Source organism: Pseudomonas sp. FW507-12TSA, from assembly GCF_058781435.1.
This window is the reverse complement of record NZ_JBYSWT010000001.1, coordinates 301,203-318,666: the sequence shown is the minus strand read 5'-3', so window position 1 is coordinate 318,666 and position 17,464 is coordinate 301,203. Positions and strand designations below refer to the sequence as shown.

Here is a 17,464-nt window from a genome sequence, read left to right as displayed (position 1 = left end):
GCCTGCACGGCTCGCTCCCTTGCAGAGCACGTTTTACATCGGCGGCCCAGGTCCAGGACCTGCCAGGACGCCGGATCCGCCCTCATTTCACACGTGTAGCAATTACGCCTATGGCCATTTTAAACATCCTCGAATTCCCCGATTCGCGCCTGCGCACTATCGCCAAACCCGTGGCCGTAGTGGACGACGAAGTGCGTCAGTTGGTCGACGACATGTTTGAAACAATGTATGAGGCCCCGGGCATCGGCCTGGCGGCGACCCAGGTCAACGTGCACAAGCGCGTCGTGGTCATGGACCTGTCCGAAGACCGCAGCGAGCCCCGGGTCTTCATCAACCCCGAGTTCGAACCCCTGACCGACGAGATGGACCAGTACCAGGAAGGTTGCCTGTCGGTACCCGGCTTCTACGAAAACGTCGACCGCCCGCAGCGGGTCAAGGTCAAGGCCCTGGACCGCGACGGCAAGCCCTACGAGTTGATCGCCGAAGGCCTGCTGGCGGTGTGCATCCAGCACGAGTGCGACCACCTGAACGGCAAGTTGTTCGTCGACTACCTGTCCACGCTCAAGCGCGACCGGATCAAGAAGAAGCTGGAAAAGCAGCATCGCCAGCAGGCTTGATGGCCGTCTTGCAAAGGCTTGCCATGGCAAGCCTTTTTCTTTTTCGCATCTTCAGCAAGCGAGATTCCCCATGACTGAGCCATTGCGCATCGTCTTTGCCGGCACCCCCGAATTCGCCGCCGAACACCTCAAGGCCCTGCTCGCCAGCCCCTACGAGATCGTGGCCGTCTATACCCAGCCCGATCGCCCGGCCGGCCGTGGGCAGAAGCTGATGCCCAGCGCGGTCAAGGCCCTGGCCGTGGAGCATGCGATCCCGGTCTATCAGCCGCAGACCCTGCGCAACGCCGAGGCCCAGGCCGAACTGGCCGCACTCAAGCCGGACCTGATGGTGGTGGTGGCCTACGGCCTGATCCTGCCCCAGGCGGTGCTGGATATCCCACGCCTGGGCTGCATCAACAGCCATGCCTCGCTGCTGCCACGCTGGCGTGGTGCGGCACCGATCCAGCGCGCCGTGCAGGCCGGCGACGCCGAGAGCGGCGTGACCGTGATGCGCATGGAAGCGGGCCTGGACACCGGGCCGATGCTGCTCAAGGTAGTCACCCCGATCAACGCCGAAGACACCGGCGGCACCCTGCACGACCGCCTGGCCGCCATGGGCCCGGGCGCCGTAGTGCAAGCCATCGCCGGCCTGGCTGCCGGCACCCTGCAAGGCGAAGTGCAGGACGATAGCCTGGCCACCTACGCCCACAAGCTGAACAAGGATGAAGCACGCATCGACTGGAGCCGTCCCGCCGTGGAACTGGAACGCCTGGTCCGCGCCTTCAACCCATGGCCGGTGTGCCATAGCACCCTTGATGGCGAAAGCGTGAAGGTACTGGCCGCCAACATATCCACAGGCCAGGGCACCCCGGGCGAAGTCCTATCCGCCAGCAAGGACGGCCTGGTCGTCGCTTGCGGTGCCGGCGCCCTGAGCCTGACTCGCCTGCAATTGCCCGGTGGCAAGGCCCTGGCCTTCAGCGACCTGTTCAACAGTCGCCGCGAGAAGTTCGCCAGCGGCAAGGTACTCGGCCAATGAATCCACGCCTGGCCGCCGCCCGTGCCCTGGCCGCCGTACTCAGCGGCAAGGCCTCGCTCAACAGCTCACTGCCCGCGCAGTTGGACAAGGTCGAGGAGCGTGATCGCGGCCTGACCCAGGACCTGGCCTTCGGCACCGCCCGCTGGCAACCGCGCCTCGAGCTGCTGGCCGCGCAATTGCTGCAGAAGCCCTTCAAGGCGGCCGACGCCGATGTCCAGGCGCTGCTGCTGGTGGGCCTGTACCAGCTGTTCTACAGCCGAATCCCGGCCCACGCCGCCATCGGCGAGACCGTCGGTTGTGCCGACAAGCTCAAGAAACCCTGGGCCAAGGGCCTGCTCAATGCCGTGCTGCGCCGCGCCCAGCGTGAGGGTGAGGAACTGCTCGCCGGCATGGAGCGCGACCCGGTGGTACGTACTGCCCACCCGCGGTGGCTGCAGAAATCGCTCAAGGCCTTCTGGCCCGAGCAGTGGGAAGCCATCTGCGCCGCCAACAACGCCCATCCGCCGATGATCCTGCGGGTCAACCGCCGCCACCACAGCCGCGATGCCTACCTGGCGCTGCTGGCCGAAGCGGGCGTTGGCGCCAGCGCCTGCCAGTACAGCCCAGACGGCATCGTGCTGGCCGAAGCCTGCGACGTGCGCGGCCTGCCAGGCTTCGCCGAAGGCTGGGTGAGCGTGCAGGACGAAGCCGCGCAACTGGCCGCCGACCTGCTGGACCTGGCCCCCGGGCAGCGGGTGCTGGACGCCTGCTGCGCCCCTGGCGGCAAGACCTGCCACATCCTCGAAGCCGAGCCGGCCCTGGCCGGCGTGGTGGCCGTGGACCTGGAAGCCAAGCGCCTGGTCCGCGTGCGGGAAAACCTCGAGCGCCTGGGGCTGGACGCGCAATTGATCGCCGCCGACGGCCGCGACACCCAGGCCTGGTGGGACGGCCAGCCGTTCCAGCGCATCCTGCTGGACGCGCCCTGTTCGGCTACCGGGGTGATCCGCCGGCATCCGGACATCAAGCTGACCCGCCAGCCCGACGACATCGCGGCCCTGGCGCAACTGCAAGGCGAGCTGCTGGATACCCTGTGGCAAACCCTCGAGGTGGGCGGCATCCTGCTCTACGCCACCTGCTCGACCCTGCCCACCGAGAACACCGAGGTGATCGGTGCCTTCCTCGCCCGTACCCCGGGCGCCCGGGAGCTGGACCTGGCCACTGAAGCCGGCCTGCGCCAGCCCCACGGCCGCCAGTTGCTGGCCCAGGAGGGCGGCCACGACGGCTTCTACTATGCCAAGCTGATCAAGATCGCCGCATCGCGCGGGTAAGCACAAGAATCTAGGGAGTAGTGGATGAAGATCATCATCCTCGGCGCCGGCCAAGTAGGCGGCACGCTGGCCGAACACCTGGCCAGCGAAGCCAACGACATCACCGTGGTGGACACCGATGGCGAGCGCCTGCGCGATCTCGGCGATCGCCTGGACATCCGTACCGTGCAGGGCCGTGGCTCCTTCCCCACGGTGCTGCGCCAGGCCGGGGCGGACGATGCCGACATGCTGGTGGCGGTGACCAACAGCGACGAAACCAACATGGTGGCCTGCCAGGTCGCCCACACCCTGTTCCACACCCCGACCAAGATCGCCCGGGTGCGCGAGGCCGCCTACCTGACCCGTGCCGGCCTGTTCGACAACGATGCCATTCCGGTGGACGTGCTGATCAGCCCGGAACAGGTGGTGACCAACTACATCAAGCGCCTGATCGAGCACCCCGGTTCGCTGCAGGTGATCGACTTCTACGAGGGCAAGGCCCAGCTGGTGGCGGTGAAGGCCTATTACGGCGGCCCGCTGGTCGGCCAGCAACTGCGCCAGCTGCGCGAGCACATGCCCAACGTCGACACCCGGGTGGCGGCGATCTTCCGCCGCGACCGGCCGATCATGCCCACCGGCGACACGGTGATCGAGGCCGACGACGAAGTGTTCTTCATCGCCGCCAAGGCCCACATCCGCGCGGTGATGAGCGAGATGCGCCGGCTCGAGGAGTCCTACAAGCGCATAGTCATCGCCGGTGGCGGGCAGATCGGCGAGCGCCTGGCCGAGGCCATCGAAAGCCGCTACCAGGTCAAGATCATCGAGATGAACCCGGCCCGCTGCCGCTATCTCTCCGACACCCTGGACAGCACCGTGGTCCTGCAAGGCAGCGCCTCGGACCGCGACCTGCTGCTGGAAGAGAACATCGCCGACGCCGACATCTTCCTGGCCCTGACCAACGACGACGAGGCCAACATCATGTCCTCGCTGCTGGCCAAGCGCCTGGGGGCGAAGAAGGTCATGACCATCATCAACAACCCGGCCTACGTCGACCTGATCCAGGGTGGCGATATCGACATCGCCATCAGCCCACAACTGGCCACCATCGGCACCCTGCTGGCCCACGTGCGCCGTGGCGATATCGTCAGCGTGCATTCCCTGCGCCGGGGTGCGGCGGAAGCCATCGAGGCCGTCGCCCATGGCGACGCCAAGTCGAGCAAGGTGATCGGACGGGCCATCGGCGACCTCGGCCTGCCGCCGGGGACCACCATCGGCGCGGTCATCCGTGATGAAGAGGTGCTGATCGCCCACGACGATACGGTGATCGAGGCCGGGGACCACGTGATCCTGTTCCTTGTGGATAAAAAACATATCCGCGATGTGGAGAAGCTGTTCCACGTGGGCCTGAGCTTCTTCTGATCGAAAGCTGTCTTGTCCAAAGGAGTGACGACAATGCTGGAATCGCTGGAAAAAATGCTCGCCAAGGGTGTGGATAACCCACTGCTGCGCTTCGGCCTGGGCAAGGGTTACCTGGACCAGGGCGAACACGCCCGGGCCGCCACCCACCTGCAACAGTGCGTGACCCTGGACCCGAAGTATTCCGCGGCCTGGAAGCTGTTGGGCAAGGCCTTGCAAGGGCAGGGCGAGCTACAAGCGGCGCGCCAGGCCTGGGAGCAGGGCCTGGAGGCGGCCCGGAGCCAGGGCGACAAGCAGGCGGAAAAGGAAATGACCGTGTTCCTGAAAAAACTCGACCGCCAGTCCCAAGGCTGACCATCACCCTGTAACCGCTGCCGCAGGCTGCGAACGAGCGCAACGCTCGCGAGGCTCTGAAGACCAGCGAGGCTCGACAAGAGACCGTCAAGCGAGGCCCTGCGGTCCTTTTCGCCGCCTCGCGGGATCGGCAGCGGCCACTGGACCGGCTTAGAGATAACGCAGGGCGATGCCCTCGGCGTCCACCTGCACCACTTCCATGCGCACCCGCGGCGCGGCCACCGGCAAGCCCTGCACCTGGCCATAGACCACGGCGCCCTTGGGCAGCCGCGCCAGCTGCGGGCTTTGCACATAGACGCCGCTGGCCGAGAGGTTGCGGGTCTGCCCCAGGCATTCGCCGATGCTCTCGTGGGAAATCTTGATACGGAACGACTTGCGGTGATCGGACATCTTCTGCGCCCTTGTCCAGTGTCCTGTGGATAATCCTCGAGCGAGGTTATCCACAGATCGTGCCAGCTCTGTCAGTACCAGCGCGCCTCGCCAGGAGGGCGCTTCTTGAAACGCTTCATGCTCCACATGTATTGGCTCGGGTAGGCCGCCACGTAACGCTCGACCACCTTGCTCATGGCCGCGCAGGAGACTTCGGTGTCGGTGCTGTACATGTCTTCCGGGGCCGCCTCGAGGATCACCTTGTAGCCCGAGCCGTCGGGCAGGCGCAGGGCATGCAGGAATACGCCAATGGCCTTGCCGCCGGCCAGCATGTTGGGCACGAACTTGCTGGTCAGGGCCTGGGTGGCGAAGAAGGGCACGAAGATCCCGGCGGATTCGGCTGGTTCCGGGTCGGCGGGAATGCCCACCGAGCCGCCCTTGCGCACTTCCTTGATGACGCTGAGGATGCCTTCCTTGGTGGAGGCTGCCACGCGGTTGCCCAGTTGCACCCGCTGCTTGCGCAGCAGTTCGTCCACCGCCTTGAGCTTGGGCGGACGATAGAAAATGATCGGTTTGCACTGGCTGCAATAGAAGTGGTTGAGCACTTCCCAGTTGCCCAGGTGGCTGGTGATGCCCACCACGCCCTTGCCCGAGGCCAGGGCCTGCTGGAGCACTTCCAGGCCCTGGACTTCGCGCACCAGGGCAATGGAGCGTTCGGCCGGCCAGATCCAGGCACAGGCGCTTTCGGTCAGGGACTTGCCGATGTCCTTCAGGCTCTGGCCGACCAGACGCTCGCGCTCGGCGGGGTCCATCTGGGGAAAACACTTGGCGAGGTTGATCCGCACCACGTCGCGGGAGCGGTTGGGCGTCTTCCACATGATCCAGCCGATGGCCGCGCCGACCGCCTGCACCGCGCGCCAGGGCAGCAGGGCAAACAACCGCAGGGCTCCCACCAGCAGGGCGCCTTTGAACTTATCCACAGATGACTCCTGATCTCTTGGTCATGGCCTAGTCGCAGCCGGCTATTCTAACCGGCCATCGGCGCCTGTGCGAAAGCGCCTGCCGTGGCGCTCATGGCGCCGGCGAGCCCAGGCTGGAGTAGCGATCGCAGTCGCGGGTGTGGTCCATGACCATGCCCGAAGCCTGCATCAGGGCGTAGCAGATGGTCGGGCCGACGAAGGTGAAACCAGCCTTGCGCAGGCCACGGCTCATGGCCTCGGCCTCGGGCGTCACCGCCGGGACCTCGCTGCGATCGGCGAAATGGTTGATCTTCGGCACACCGCCGACGAAGGACCAGAGGAACGCCACCGGATCGTCCAGCTCCAGCCAGGCCTGGGCATTGCGCCGCGCGGCCTCGAGCTTGAGGCGGTTGCGGATGATGCCCGGATCGAGCATCAGCTCGTCGATCTCGGCATCGCTCATCTGTGCCACCCGCTGCACATCGAAGCCGAACAGCACCTGCCGATAGCGCTCGCGCTTCTTCAGCACGGTGATCCATGACAACCCGGCCTGGAACCCTTCGAGCAATAACAACTCGAACAAGCGCTGCCCATCGCGCAGCGGTACGCCCCATTCCTGATCGTGATAAGCCATGTACAACGGATCTTCGGTACACCAAAAGCAGCGTGGCATAAGGCTCCAGGGGGCGTGCGCAGGACCGAATCGGGTATACTCCCGCTCCTTAAATCGCAGCCCAAGTAACAGGTGAATTTCGTGAGCCAGCCTACGCCAGCCGTGCGTACCTTCCAAGACTTGATCCTCGCCCTCCAGCAGTACTGGGCCGAGCAAGGTTGTGTGGTACTTCAGCCCTACGATATGGAAGTAGGCGCCGGCACTTTCCACACCGCCACATTCCTGCGGGCCATCGGCCCGGAAACCTGGAACGCCGCCTACGTGCAGCCAAGCCGCCGCCCCACTGACGGCCGCTACGGCGAGAACCCCAACCGCCTGCAGCACTACTACCAGTTCCAGGTGGTCCTCAAGCCCAACCCGGAAAACTTCCAGGAGCTGTACCTGGGCTCGCTCAAGCACGTGGGCCTGGACCCACTGGTACACGACATCCGTTTCGTCGAGGACAACTGGGAATCGCCGACCCTGGGTGCCTGGGGCCTGGGCTGGGAAGTCTGGCTCAACGGCATGGAAGTGACCCAGTTCACCTACTTCCAGCAGGCCGGCGGCATCGAGTGCTACCCGGTGACCGGCGAAATCACCTATGGCCTGGAACGCCTGGCCATGTACCTGCAGGGCGTGGACTCGGTCTACGACCTGGTCTGGGCCGACGGCCCGTTCGGCAAGGTCACCTATGGCGATGTGTTCCACCAGAACGAGGTGGAGCAATCGACCTACAACTTCGAGCACGCCAACGTCGACAAGCTGTTCGAACTGTTCGATTTCTATGAAAGCGAAGCCAAGCGCCTGATCGAGCTGGACCAGCCGCTGCCGTTGCCGAGCTATGAAATGGTCCTCAAGGCCTCGCACACCTTCAACCTGCTGGATGCACGCCGGGCCATCTCGGTGACCGCGCGCCAGCAGTACATCCTGCGTGTGCGCACCCTGGCGCGTTCCGTCGCGCAAGCCTACCTGCTGGCCCGGGCCAAGCTGGGCTTCCCGATGGCGACCCCGGACCTGCGTGATGAAGTGTTGGCTAAGTTGGAGGCGGCACAATGAGTGCGCAAGATTTTCTGGTTGAACTGGGCACTGAAGAACTGCCACCCAAGGCCCTGGCGACCCTGGCCGAAGCCTTTCTGGCCGGCATCGAAAAAGGCCTGCAGAGCGCTGGCCTGAGCTTTGAAGCCAAGCACGTCTACGCCGCGCCACGGCGCCTGGCGGTACTGATCACCCAGCTGGCCACCCAGCAGCCGGACCGCAGCATCAACCTCGACGGCCCGCCACGCCAGGCGGCCTTCGATGCCGAGGGCAACCCGACCCAGGCCGCCCTGGGCTTCGCCAAGAAGTGCGGCGTGGACCTGAGCGAGATCGACCAGAGCGGTCCGAAACTGCGCTACAGCCAGAGCATCAAGGGCAAGCCTACCGCCAGCCTGCTGCCGACCATCGTCGAGGATTCGCTCAACGACCTGCCGATTCCCAAGCGCATGCGCTGGGCCGCGCGCAAGGAAGAGTTCGTGCGTCCGACCCAGTGGCTGGTCATGCTCCTGGGCGATGAAGTCATCGACTGCACCATCCTGGCCCAGAAGGCCGGCCGCGACTCCCGTGGCCATCGTTTCCACCACCCGGAAAACGTGCGCATCACCGCGCCGGCCAACTACCTGGCCGACCTGCGTGCTGCCTACGTGCTGGCCGATGCCAACGAGCGCCGCGAGCTGATCAGCAAGCGCACCGAAGAGCTGGCGCGCATGCAAGAAGGCACCGCCATCGTCCCGGCCGACCTGCTGGACGAGGTCACCGCCCTGGTGGAATGGCCAGTGCCGCTGGTGTGCTCGTTCGAGGAGCGGTTCCTGGAAGTCCCCCAGGAAGCCCTGATCACCACCATGCAGGACAACCAGAAGTACTTCTGCCTGCTGGACGTGGATGGCAAGCTGCTGCCGCGCTTCATCACCGTGGCCAACATCGAGAGCAAGGACCCGCGCCAGATCATCGAGGGCAACGAGAAAGTCGTGCGCCCACGCCTGACCGACGCCGAGTTCTTCTTCAAGCAAGACAAGAAGCAGAAGCTCGAGGACTTCAACCAGCGCCTGCAGAACGTGGTTTTCCAGGAGAAGCTGGGCAGCGTCTACGACAAGGCCGAGCGCGTTTCCAAGCTGGCCGCCTTCATTGCCCCGCGCATCGGTGGCGACGCCCAGCGCGCAGCCCGTGCCGGCATCCTCTCCAAGTGCGACCTGGCCACCGAGATGGTCGGCGAGTTCCCCGAGATGCAAGGCATCGCCGGCTACTACTACGCCCTCAATGACGGCGAGCCGCAAGACGTGGCCCTGGCCCTCAACGAGCAATACATGCCTCGTGGCGCCGGTGCCGAGCTGCCCAGCACCCTGACCGGTGCCGCCGTGGCCATCGCCGACAAGCTCGATACCCTGGTGGGCATCTTCGGCATCGGCATGCTGCCTACCGGTAGCAAGGACCCTTACGCCCTGCGCCGTGCGGCCCTGGGCGTGCTGCGGATCCTGATCGAGAAGAAACTCGACCTGGACCTGAACGAAGCGGTGGCCTCTGCCGTCAGCGCCTTCGGCAGCAAGGTCAAGGCCGCCGGCCTGGCCGAGCAGGTGCTGGAGTTCATCTTCGACCGCCTGCGCGCACGCTACGAGGACGAAGGCGTGGACGTGGCCACCTACCTGTCGGTACGGGCCCTGAAACCGGGTTCGGCCCTGGACTTCGACCAGCGCGTACAGGCCGTGCAGGCCTTCCGCAAGCTGCCGGAAGCCGCGGCGCTGGCAGCGGTGAACAAGCGCGTGTCGAACCTGCTGAGCAAGATCGAAGGCAACGTGCCGACCACCATCGAAGCCAAATACTTCGACAATGCCAACGAGTTCTCCCTGTACTCGGCGATCCAGCAGGCGGACCAGGCTGTCCAGCCAATGGCCGCAGCCCGCCAGTACAGCGAGACCCTGGCCCGCCTGGCCGCCCTGCGCGAGCCGGTGGACGCCTTCTTCGAGGCGGTGATGGTCAATGCCGAGGACGCCAACGTACGGGCCAACCGCTATGCGCTGCTGGCGCGCCTGCGTGGCCTGTTCCTGGGCGTGGCCGACATTTCGGTACTGAGCTGAGCGGATAGGGAACTGCTGTGAAACTGCTGATACTCGATCGCGACGGCGTGATCAATCACGACTCCGATGCCTATATCAAATCGGTGCAGGAGTGGATACCGATCCCCGGATCGATCGAAGCCATTGCGCAGTTGAGCAAGGCCGGCTGGACGGTGGCGGTGGCCACCAACCAGTCCGGCATTGCCCGCGGCTACTACGACCTGGCCACCCTCGACGCCATGCACGCGCGCCTGCGCGAGCTGGTGGCGGAGCAGGGCGGCGAAGTCGGGCTGATCGTCCATTGTCCCCATGGTCCGGATGAAGGCTGCGACTGCCGCAAGCCCAAGCCGGGAATGCTGCGGACCATCGCCGAACACTACCAGGCCGATCTCGGCCATCTATGGTTCGTAGGTGACAGTCTCAGTGACCTGGAGGCGGCAAGAGCCGTCGACTGTCAGCCCGTATTGGTAAAGACCGGAAAAGGCGAAAAGACCCTGGGGAAAACCCTGCCGGTAGGCACCTTGATTTTTGACGACTTGGCGGCCGTTGCCGCTGAACTTATCCACAATTAGGCCCCTTCTGGCATCCTGACCAAGGACCGTTCGGGAGAGCGCTTTTTAAAGCGGGCACGCCCGCAATGGTAAATGCCGCTATGTCGATCCTGCAGGCCATCAGAACCTTCTTCTTTTACCTGCTGTTGAGCACCAGCGCCTTGCTGTGGTGCTCCCTGAGCTTTTTCATCGCGCCTTTCCTGCCTTTCAAGGCGCGCTATCGCTTTATCAATGTCTACTGGTGTCGCTGTGCCCTGTGGCTGACCAAGGTATTGCTCGACATCCGCGTGGAAGTGAAGGGCGCGGACAATGTTCCGGAACGCCCCTGCGTGATCGTCTCGAACCACCAGAGCACCTGGGAGACCTTCTTCCTCTCGGCCTACTTCCAACCCTTGAGCCAAGTACTCAAGCGTGAACTGCTGTACGTGCCGTTCTTCGGTTGGGCCATGGCCATGCTGCGCCCCATCGCCATCGACCGGGACAACCCCAAGGCCGCCCTCAAGCAAGTGGCGAGCAAGGGCGATGAACTGCTCAAGGACAATGTCTGGGTACTGATCTTCCCCGAAGGCACCCGCGTGCCCTATGGCCAGGTCGGCAAGTTCTCCCGCAGTGGCAGCGCCCTGGCGGTGAACGCCGACTTGCCAGTCCTGCCGGTGGCCCACAATGCCGGCAAGTTCTGGCCCAAGACTGGCTGGAGCAAGCGCCCTGGAACCATCACCGTCACCATTGGCGCGCCCATGTACGCCGAAGGCAGCGGCCCACGGGCCATCGCCGATCTCAACGACCGGGTGGCAGCCTGGAACGAGCAGGCCCAGCGGGAAATGGGCTCATTGCCACCATTGGACTCTGCCACGGATAAGCTTGCTGTATGAACAACTGTGGATAACCTGTGCACGAATTTTCCTGGGACGCTTGAAACAAATATATAACTCACTGATTTATATGCATATTTCAGAAGCTCATAAAATATGGAAAAAGGTGCATAAGTTTTACGCCTAAAGAAAAAAACCGGCTTTTGTGCCGGTTTTTTCGTCTCGTTATTTCCTCCGGTGCTATTCCTCCAGCAGAGGCAGCTCGAGGATGAAGCAGGAGCCTTGGCCCACCACGCTTTGGCAACTGACCCGCCCCTGGTGGCGGTCCATCACCGCCTTGACCATCGACAAGCCCAGGCCCAGCCCGTCGATACCCCGGGCCGAGGCAAAGCGCTGGTACTGGCCGAACAGCTGGGGCAAGTCCGCGGCAGCGATACCCTGGCCTTCATCGCGGACTTCACAACGCAGCCAGCCTTCGGCGCAACTGACCCCGACACTCACGGTGGAACCTTCCGGGCTGTACTTGATGGCGTTCTCCAGCAGGTTGAACAACGCCCGGGTCAACAACGACTGGTCCGCCAGCACCAGGCTTTCGGCCTGCTCGTCCAGGCTATGGCGTAGCTGGATATGCTTGAGCTGGGCCAGGGTATTGGCCTGGTCGAAGGCATCCAGCACCAGCATGGCGAACATGCTCGGCTCGAATTGATAGACCTCCGACTCGGCCTTGGCCAACTGCACGAAAGCCTCGGTCAGGGTCAGGGCCCGGCGCACCTGCTGCTCGATCTGGCCATAGACCTGCTTGGGCAGCGACGGCTGGCGCTGCTGCACATCCAGCAAGGCGAGGATCGCCGAGTGGGGCGCACGCAGGTCATGGGAAAGGAACCGCAGCAACACCCCGCGCTGCTGTTCGGCATCGCGTTCGACGCTCAGGTCGGTCAGGCTCAGCAACCAGCCAATGGGGGTTTCGCTGTCCACCGGCAACAACGGCGCCAGTTCCACCCGCAGGCTGCGTTGCTGGATATCGCGGAACTCCACGATGGGCAACTGCCCCAGGCCGGGATACTGCGCCGGCTCGGCCAGCCCCGGATACCCCAGGGCCGCCAGTTGCTCCAGCAACGAATGCCCCACCAGCGAATGCGCGAACACTTCGCGGGCATTGCGGTTGGCCAGCAGGATCCGCCCCTCCGGATCACTGATCAGGGTCGCCACCGGCAGGCATTCCAGGCCGTCGGCGATAAAGCGCCGGGTGTCCCGGGTCCGGCCCAGGGCCTGTTCCAGGGCGACGATCTGGCCTTGCAGCACATCGCCCACCGGTTCCCGGGGGCGCCGGCGTTCGGGCAACACCTTGGGTTCGCTGTCCAGGCGCTGCAGCTCCCAGCCGAAGTAACTCAAGATGACCTGCAGGCGCCGCCAGTTCCAGATCAGGTACGCCAGCAACATGCCCAGCAAGCTGGCCACCGGCGACCACCAGTAGCCAAGGCGCAGCATCGATACCGAGCCCAGCAACGCCAGGCCCATGCAGCCCAGGGTTATCCACAGGGCATGACGCGGGCGCCAGAGCAGCAGGCCGAGCAAGGCGGCGGTCAGGATCACCGACAGCAGCACTCCCGACCACTGCCCCAGCGCCACCACGGTGCGGTGCTGCAACAGGCCATTGAGCAGGTTGGCCTGGATCTCGACGCCCGGGGTGGTGCCCTGGCTGCCGGATTGCGCGGTCACGTAGCGATCTCCCAAGCCCGGGGCCGTGGACCCCACCAGGATCAGCCGATCCCGCAGCAGCTCCGGCGGGACTTCACCGCGCAACACGCTGACGTAGGGCACGCTGGGAAACCCCGCGGCCTTGGCAATGAAAGGGATGCGCACCGGGTTGGCCCGCAACCAGCCCCGGGTCAGCTCCGGCTCGCCGCTGCCCGGCATCCGTGGCACCAGCGAGTCGGCTTCGGTGAGCTGGTACATCAGCCAGGTCAGTTGCGCCCGGGGCGCCTGTTGCGGTCCTTCGCGCAGGTAGACGCTGCGCACCGTACCGTCGGGGTCGGCCTCGGCGTTGATATGGCCCAGGCCACGGGCGCAGTTGCGCAACGGCGTCACCGGCAGCAGCTCGCCCAGGTCCTGGCCATAACGGGCCACGCCTTCGCGCAGTACCGGCAGGAACACGTTGCCGGCACGGCACAGGGCCGCGGCCAGGCGAGTGTCGTTTTCCACGGTGCTGCCAGGTTCGCTGAGGATCACGTCGAACAACACGCCCTTGGCTCCGGCCGTCGTCAGTCGGTCGAGCAACTGGCCATGGATCGCCCTTGGCCAGGGCCAGCGCCCCAACTGCTGGAGGCTGTAGTCGTCGATGGTCACCAAGAGGATCCGCGAATCCACCGCCAGCGGGGTAAAGCGGCGCAACTGATCATAGAACAGGTTGTTCAGCGCCAGCCCATGGCTCAGGGACAGTGCCGCCGTCAGCGGCAACAAGAGCAGGCTGACCCACAGCCACTCGCGCACCAGGCGATGGAACAGCTGCTGGGCCAGGGACAGTTCACGACCGTCGCGACGACGGCTCCACAGGCTCATCGGCAACCCGTTGGCGGGTTACTGGACACGGCTGCTCCTGGGGTAATAGAAAATGTCATAGACCCCGGTTTCTCCTTCCAGGCCATGCTCGTCGAATGCCGAGAGGCGTACATGATAGAAAAACGCCTGCAACCCAGTGAAGTTGACTTGCGGGGTACTGGAGAACTGTTCTTGCTTGATGTTCAGGAAATCCTTGTCGGTAGCCACCTGGGCCCGATAGCGCCGGGCACCGGGCAATGGCTCGAGGATCAGCTGCCAGGCGGGCAGGGCGCCGGTTTGCCCAGCCTGCCCCAGCAACCGGGGCGCGGCCAGCAATTGCACCGGCTTGAGCTCACCCTCCTTGCGCACCCGCATGCCCTGGCGCGCCATCACCTGCACTTCTCCCGGCTGCGGGCCGGCCGGTTTATCCACAACCCGCTTGCGCGAACGAGGGGAGGGCTGGGTGATGGCTTCCTCGTCCCGGTTCACCGCCACCTGGCCATTGAGCACCTCCACCAGGGATTGCTGGTCGTCGTTGCGCACGCGGAAGTGGGTTCCGCGTACACCCAGCACTCCCACCGGGGTCACGATCTGGAAACGGTCGTGATCGCTGTTGCGCTTGATCACGTAGGACTCGATCTGGCCCTGCTCCAATACCAGCTGGGGAATGCCGTACTGCTCGTTCAACCGCAGGGTGACCTGGGAGCTGGATGGCAACACCACCCGCGAGCCATCGCCCAGGAACAGGCTGACGAACGCCGAGGGCGAAGTCTTCACGCTTTCCTTCTCGTCGATATCCATGCCTTCTTCCAGGGCGGTCTCGCGGCCCTTGGCGTCCAGCTTCCAGGCTTCGCCGGTCAGGTGCTCGACCGTCGCCGGCAACGGTTGGCCACGGCACTGCTGGTTATCGTCGATATAGGGCAGGCGCTTGGCTGGAGAAACGGCGGCATTGGCCATCGAGTCGGACAAGGCCAGCACCACGCCGAACAGGAGCGGGACGAACATGGCCCGGTGGCGAATAGGTAAGTACGTCATGAAATCATCGGATCCGTGGTCGCGCTCTGCTGAAGTCCGTGACATTAGAACTAGATTGTTGGCGTGCTGGCCATAGCTCTCGACCGAAACCGGTCTATAGCCATTCATCCCTGTGGGAACGGCACAACCGCTCAAGAGCGGTTGTGCGTGCGTAGCCTTGGGTCACCGGTCGGGCCTGGGGCCCTCCGGCGCTACGGGTCAGTCCCGACCAGTAGCGATCAGACGATAGGCCAGGGCTCCCAGGCTCGCACCCAGCAGCGGAGCGACCCAGAACAGCCAGAGTTGGGACACAGCCCACTCGCCGACAAAAAATGCCACTGCGGTACTGCGAGCCGGGTTGACCGAAGTATTGGTGACCGGAATGCTGATCAGGTGGATCAGCGTCAGGGTCAGGCCAATGGCGATCGGGGCGAAACCGGGAGCGGCACGCTTGGAGGTGGCGCCCAGGATGACCAGCAGGAACATCGCCGTCAGCACCACTTCACACAGCAGGGCCGCGAGCATCGAGTAACCGCCGGGCGAGTGTTCGCCATAGCCGTTGGCGGCAAAACCGGCCGAAGCGTCGAAGCCAGCCTTGCCCGAAGCGATCAGGAACAATACCGCACCGGCTGCCAGGCCACCGAGCACCTGGGCGACGATGTACGGCAACAGGCGGTTACCTGGGAAGCGGCCGCCCAACCACAGGCCCAGCGACACTGCAGGGTTGAAGTGCGCGCCGGAAATCGGCCCCAAGGCATAGGCCATGGTCAAGACGCTGAGGCCAAAGGCCAGGGCGACGCCCAGGTAGCCAATACCCAATTGTGGAACGCCGGCAGCCAATACGGCACTGCCGCAGCCGCCCAGCACCAACCAGAACGTACCAAAGAATTCCGCGCCGAGTGTTTTCATCAGAGGCCTTCACAGATGTTCGAAATGAGAGGGAGAGTGTCAAGATCGCCGACAACCAGCGGAGGAGGGAGACACATCCTTGTGTCGAGCATTACGTCCTGAGGAGGCACTCCCTGTTTTCCCCTGTACGGTGAATCGAAGCGAGCTTCGGTCCGCAGCCGCCAAACCGGCGGATGACACTCCCTGTGTCGGAGCACTTCCGATTGCCCCCGTGTGCCACTCAGCGAGTGCGAATTTACCGGTAGGACGCAGCCTGGTGTCGCTTTGCAATATTTCTTCAGAATGTTCGGCCCCACGGTTAGAACACCCACCGTTGCTGGTCCTGGTACACCACCGATGGCACCGACGGCGCAATGGTCGCGGGGGCGAAGCCCCGTGAGTCACTGAAGCCGACCTGATCCACCGAGGGACTGAAATAACGCTGCACCGGAAGGGCGTAGTGCGGGGGTGGCGGAACGACGGCAGCTGTAGAAAAAGCTTCGAAACCCAAGAGCGCAGCAAGAGACAGGGTGACGAACTTCGCCAGATCCGCTCCTTTGGAGATTTTTTTCCACCCCATATCCATCATCCCCGACATGTTGCCCATTGCCCTTTTCCTTGCTCGTTCGAGCCGGTATCGTCCTTCAAGGAGTTCGGCGCTGGGGATGTTCCCAACAGCTACCGGCTATTTGATATCAGCGTACCGAGGGAGCAGCGCCCCTAGAGCAATTCGCCACAATTGTTCAGATTCGCCCCCGGCGCCTAAACTTCTCCCCAGCCCGAGGCTTGCCTCGGACCGCATTCACCCCCCTAAGGACCTGCCTCGCATGCGTGTCGCGATACTGGATGACGAACCCGCAGAACTGGCGCGGGTGGAACAGACACTGCGAGATATACCCGGGCCGGGCGAACAGCCCTGGACCCTGCACCGTTTCGAGCGCGGCGAAGACCTGCTGCGCCAGTTACGGCGGGAAACCTTCGACCTGATGATCCTCGACTGGCAAGTACCGGACCTCAGCGGCCTGTCGCTCTTGCGCTGGACCCGGGAGCACATGGACTCGCCACCGGCCGCCATCATGCTCACCAGCCGCGATGCCGAGAGCGATATCGTCCAGGCCCTCAACACCGGCGCTGACGACTACCTGAGCAAGCCCTTCCGTCCCAACGAGCTCAAGGCCCGGGTCAACGCGGTGCTGCGCCGCCATGGCCTGCAGCGCAGCAACAGCGAGGAAGTGCTGAACTTCAACGACCTTTCATTCGACGACGCCGAGCTGACGGTGACCCGCGCCGGGGTGCCCATCAGCCTCACCGAACGCGAGTACCGCCTGGCCCGTTGCCTGTTCGCCAACCTGGGCCGGCCGCTGTCTCGAGAATACTTGTACGAGCGGTTCTGGACCCATGAGGAAATTCTTTCCTCCAGGCCCCTGGATACCCACATCTACCGGTTGCGTAACAAGCTGGGGCTGACTGCGGAACGGGGTTGGCAGTTGTTGACCATCTACGGTTATGGCTACCGCCTGGAAAGCGTCACGTCACCTGGCGAGCAGGACAACTGACGGCGGGCCGCCATAAGCGGCTCGATATCATTCCGGGTCCTGCCAGACATCTTCATAGCCAGCGCGGTCGATGATGAAACACGTCCCGCTCGGCAGATACAGATAATCGATCACCTCCGGCAACAGCTCGACCAGGTGTTCGGTACACAAGGGTTGGTAGAAATCCACAGCGGGGGAATGTTCGCCGCAGTGGATAAACCAACTGACCGTACCGTTCTTTGGCAACTCGATCCTTGTGCCATAGATGGGCGAGTGCGCAAGGGAGTCGGTGGCCAGTGCAATCATCGGCTCCGGCGCCTGGGGAGCGAGGTCGTAGCGTTCACAGATAAGCTGCTGTCTTTCGTTCATTGG

General features: G+C 64.1%; 18 protein-coding genes. 10 read left to right on the top strand and 8 right to left on the bottom strand.

Going from position 1 to position 17,464, the window contains the following annotated elements:
* The first annotated feature begins 110 nt into the window (after positions 1–110).
* The 5 genes from def to AC3WK8_RS01495 all read left to right on the top strand — a co-directional run bounded on the left by def (position 111) and on the right by AC3WK8_RS01495 (position 4,688).
* Positions 111–617: a peptide deformylase gene (gene def, locus AC3WK8_RS01515; protein WP_022642219.1), complete on the top strand. Its 507-nt coding sequence runs from the start codon at positions 111–113 to the stop codon at positions 615–617.
* A gap of 70 nt (positions 618–687) precedes the next feature.
* Positions 688–1,632: a methionyl-tRNA formyltransferase gene (gene fmt / locus AC3WK8_RS01510; protein ID WP_031320859.1), complete on the top strand. Its 945-nt coding sequence runs from the start codon at positions 688–690 to the stop codon at positions 1,630–1,632.
* On the top strand, positions 1,629–2,939 hold the full coding sequence (gene rsmB, locus AC3WK8_RS01505; RefSeq protein WP_103324408.1) for a 16S rRNA (cytosine(967)-C(5))-methyltransferase RsmB: 1,311 nt from the start codon (positions 1,629–1,631) through the stop codon (positions 2,937–2,939). Before fmt ends, rsmB begins: the two co-directional genes overlap by 4 nt.
* A gap of 24 nt (positions 2,940–2,963) precedes the next feature.
* Complete coding sequence (gene trkA, locus AC3WK8_RS01500) at positions 2,964–4,337, top strand: Trk system potassium transporter TrkA (RefSeq protein ID WP_053137831.1); 1,374 nt, start codon at positions 2,964–2,966, stop codon at positions 4,335–4,337.
* 33 nt (positions 4,338–4,370) lie between these two features.
* Positions 4,371–4,688 (top strand): tetratricopeptide repeat protein, encoded by a 318-nt coding sequence (locus AC3WK8_RS01495; protein ID WP_022642215.1) that lies wholly within the window; start codon positions 4,371–4,373, stop codon positions 4,686–4,688.
* A gap of 150 nt (positions 4,689–4,838) precedes the next feature.
* Here the strand turns inward: AC3WK8_RS01495 and AC3WK8_RS01490 are convergent, their stop codons facing one another.
* The 3 genes from AC3WK8_RS01490 to tag form a co-directional block, all read right to left on the bottom strand.
* Complete coding sequence (locus tag AC3WK8_RS01490; RefSeq protein WP_022642214.1) at positions 4,839–5,078, bottom strand: PilZ domain-containing protein; 240 nt, start codon at positions 5,076–5,078, stop codon at positions 4,839–4,841.
* 71 nt (positions 5,079–5,149) lie between these two features.
* Positions 5,150–6,037, bottom strand: coding sequence for a lysophospholipid acyltransferase (locus AC3WK8_RS01485; protein WP_103324407.1), 888 nt, complete (start codon positions 6,035–6,037; stop codon positions 5,150–5,152).
* Between the two features lie 91 nt (positions 6,038–6,128).
* Entirely contained in the window at positions 6,129–6,689 is a 561-nt protein-coding gene (gene tag / locus AC3WK8_RS01480) for a DNA-3-methyladenine glycosylase I (RefSeq protein WP_022642212.1), read from the bottom strand.
* A gap of 81 nt (positions 6,690–6,770) precedes the next feature.
* Here tag and glyQ point away from each other — a divergent pair, with 81 nt between their 5' ends.
* The 4 genes from glyQ to AC3WK8_RS01460 all read left to right on the top strand — a co-directional run bounded on the left by glyQ (position 6,771) and on the right by AC3WK8_RS01460 (position 11,177).
* Entirely contained in the window at positions 6,771–7,724 is a 954-nt protein-coding gene (gene glyQ / locus AC3WK8_RS01475; RefSeq protein WP_022641565.1) for a glycine--tRNA ligase subunit alpha, read from the top strand.
* Positions 7,721–9,775 (top strand): glycine--tRNA ligase subunit beta, encoded by a 2,055-nt coding sequence (gene glyS, locus AC3WK8_RS01470; RefSeq protein WP_022641564.1) that lies wholly within the window; start codon positions 7,721–7,723, stop codon positions 9,773–9,775. Before glyQ ends, glyS begins: the two co-directional genes overlap by 4 nt.
* A gap of 17 nt (positions 9,776–9,792) precedes the next feature.
* The gene (gene gmhB / locus AC3WK8_RS01465; RefSeq protein ID WP_053137825.1) at positions 9,793–10,326 is read left to right on the top strand and encodes a D-glycero-beta-D-manno-heptose 1,7-bisphosphate 7-phosphatase; all 534 of its coding nucleotides are present in this window, start codon (positions 9,793–9,795) and stop codon (positions 10,324–10,326) included.
* 80 nt (positions 10,327–10,406) lie between these two features.
* Complete coding sequence (locus AC3WK8_RS01460; RefSeq protein ID WP_022641563.1) at positions 10,407–11,177, top strand: lysophospholipid acyltransferase family protein; 771 nt, start codon at positions 10,407–10,409, stop codon at positions 11,175–11,177.
* 180 nt (positions 11,178–11,357) lie between these two features.
* Here the strand turns inward: AC3WK8_RS01460 and AC3WK8_RS01455 are convergent, their stop codons facing one another.
* From AC3WK8_RS01455 to AC3WK8_RS01440, 4 genes are all read right to left on the bottom strand, one after another.
* Positions 11,358–13,676 (bottom strand): CHASE2 domain-containing protein, encoded by a 2,319-nt coding sequence (locus AC3WK8_RS01455; RefSeq protein WP_103324406.1) that lies wholly within the window; start codon positions 13,674–13,676, stop codon positions 11,358–11,360.
* Positions 13,677–13,694: 18 nt separating this feature from the next.
* Positions 13,695–14,690: a FecR family protein gene (locus AC3WK8_RS01450; protein WP_103324405.1), complete on the bottom strand. Its 996-nt coding sequence runs from the start codon at positions 14,688–14,690 to the stop codon at positions 13,695–13,697.
* 198 nt (positions 14,691–14,888) lie between these two features.
* Positions 14,889–15,578: an aquaporin Z gene (gene aqpZ / locus AC3WK8_RS01445; RefSeq protein ID WP_103324404.1), complete on the bottom strand. Its 690-nt coding sequence runs from the start codon at positions 15,576–15,578 to the stop codon at positions 14,889–14,891.
* Between the two features lie 298 nt (positions 15,579–15,876).
* A complete protein-coding gene (locus tag AC3WK8_RS01440) occupies positions 15,877–16,164 on the bottom strand; it encodes a hypothetical protein (protein ID WP_103324403.1) in 288 nt (95 codons plus the stop codon).
* A gap of 220 nt (positions 16,165–16,384) precedes the next feature.
* Here AC3WK8_RS01440 and AC3WK8_RS01435 point away from each other — a divergent pair, with 220 nt between their 5' ends.
* On the top strand, positions 16,385–17,113 hold the full coding sequence (locus AC3WK8_RS01435) for a response regulator transcription factor (RefSeq protein WP_053137814.1): 729 nt from the start codon (positions 16,385–16,387) through the stop codon (positions 17,111–17,113).
* Positions 17,114–17,140: 27 nt separating this feature from the next.
* Here AC3WK8_RS01435 and AC3WK8_RS01430 read toward each other — a convergent pair whose 3' ends face one another.
* Positions 17,141–17,461: an immunity protein Imm33 domain-containing protein gene (locus tag AC3WK8_RS01430; protein WP_178087999.1), complete on the bottom strand. Its 321-nt coding sequence runs from the start codon at positions 17,459–17,461 to the stop codon at positions 17,141–17,143.
* Between the last annotated feature and the right edge of the window lie 3 nt (positions 17,462–17,464).

Coding starts and splice junctions, on each gene's coding strand:
- aqpZ (WP_103324404.1), bottom strand. CDS start 15,578: ATGAAAACACTCGGCGCGGAATTCTTTGGTACGTTCTGGTTGGTGCTG.
- AC3WK8_RS01440 (WP_103324403.1), bottom strand. CDS start 16,164: ATGGGCAACATGTCGGGGATGATGGATATGGGGTGGAAAAAAATCTCC.
- AC3WK8_RS01450 (WP_103324405.1), bottom strand. CDS start 14,690: ATGACGTACTTACCTATTCGCCACCGGGCCATGTTCGTCCCGCTCCTG.
- AC3WK8_RS01435 (WP_053137814.1), top strand. CDS start 16,385: ATGCGTGTCGCGATACTGGATGACGAACCCGCAGAACTGGCGCGGGTG.
- tag (WP_022642212.1), bottom strand. CDS start 6,689: ATGCCACGCTGCTTTTGGTGTACCGAAGATCCGTTGTACATGGCTTAT.
- AC3WK8_RS01430 (WP_178087999.1), bottom strand. CDS start 17,461: ATGAACGAAAGACAGCAGCTTATCTGTGAACGCTACGACCTCGCTCCC.
- fmt (WP_031320859.1), top strand. CDS start 688: ATGACTGAGCCATTGCGCATCGTCTTTGCCGGCACCCCCGAATTCGCC.
- def (WP_022642219.1), top strand. CDS start 111: ATGGCCATTTTAAACATCCTCGAATTCCCCGATTCGCGCCTGCGCACT.
- AC3WK8_RS01490 (WP_022642214.1), bottom strand. CDS start 5,078: ATGTCCGATCACCGCAAGTCGTTCCGTATCAAGATTTCCCACGAGAGC.
- rsmB (WP_103324408.1), top strand. CDS start 1,629: ATGAATCCACGCCTGGCCGCCGCCCGTGCCCTGGCCGCCGTACTCAGC.
- AC3WK8_RS01455 (WP_103324406.1), bottom strand. CDS start 13,676: ATGAGCCTGTGGAGCCGTCGTCGCGACGGTCGTGAACTGTCCCTGGCC.
- AC3WK8_RS01460 (WP_022641563.1), top strand. CDS start 10,407: ATGTCGATCCTGCAGGCCATCAGAACCTTCTTCTTTTACCTGCTGTTG.
- AC3WK8_RS01495 (WP_022642215.1), top strand. CDS start 4,371: ATGCTGGAATCGCTGGAAAAAATGCTCGCCAAGGGTGTGGATAACCCA.
- trkA (WP_053137831.1), top strand. CDS start 2,964: ATGAAGATCATCATCCTCGGCGCCGGCCAAGTAGGCGGCACGCTGGCC.
- glyS (WP_022641564.1), top strand. CDS start 7,721: ATGAGTGCGCAAGATTTTCTGGTTGAACTGGGCACTGAAGAACTGCCA.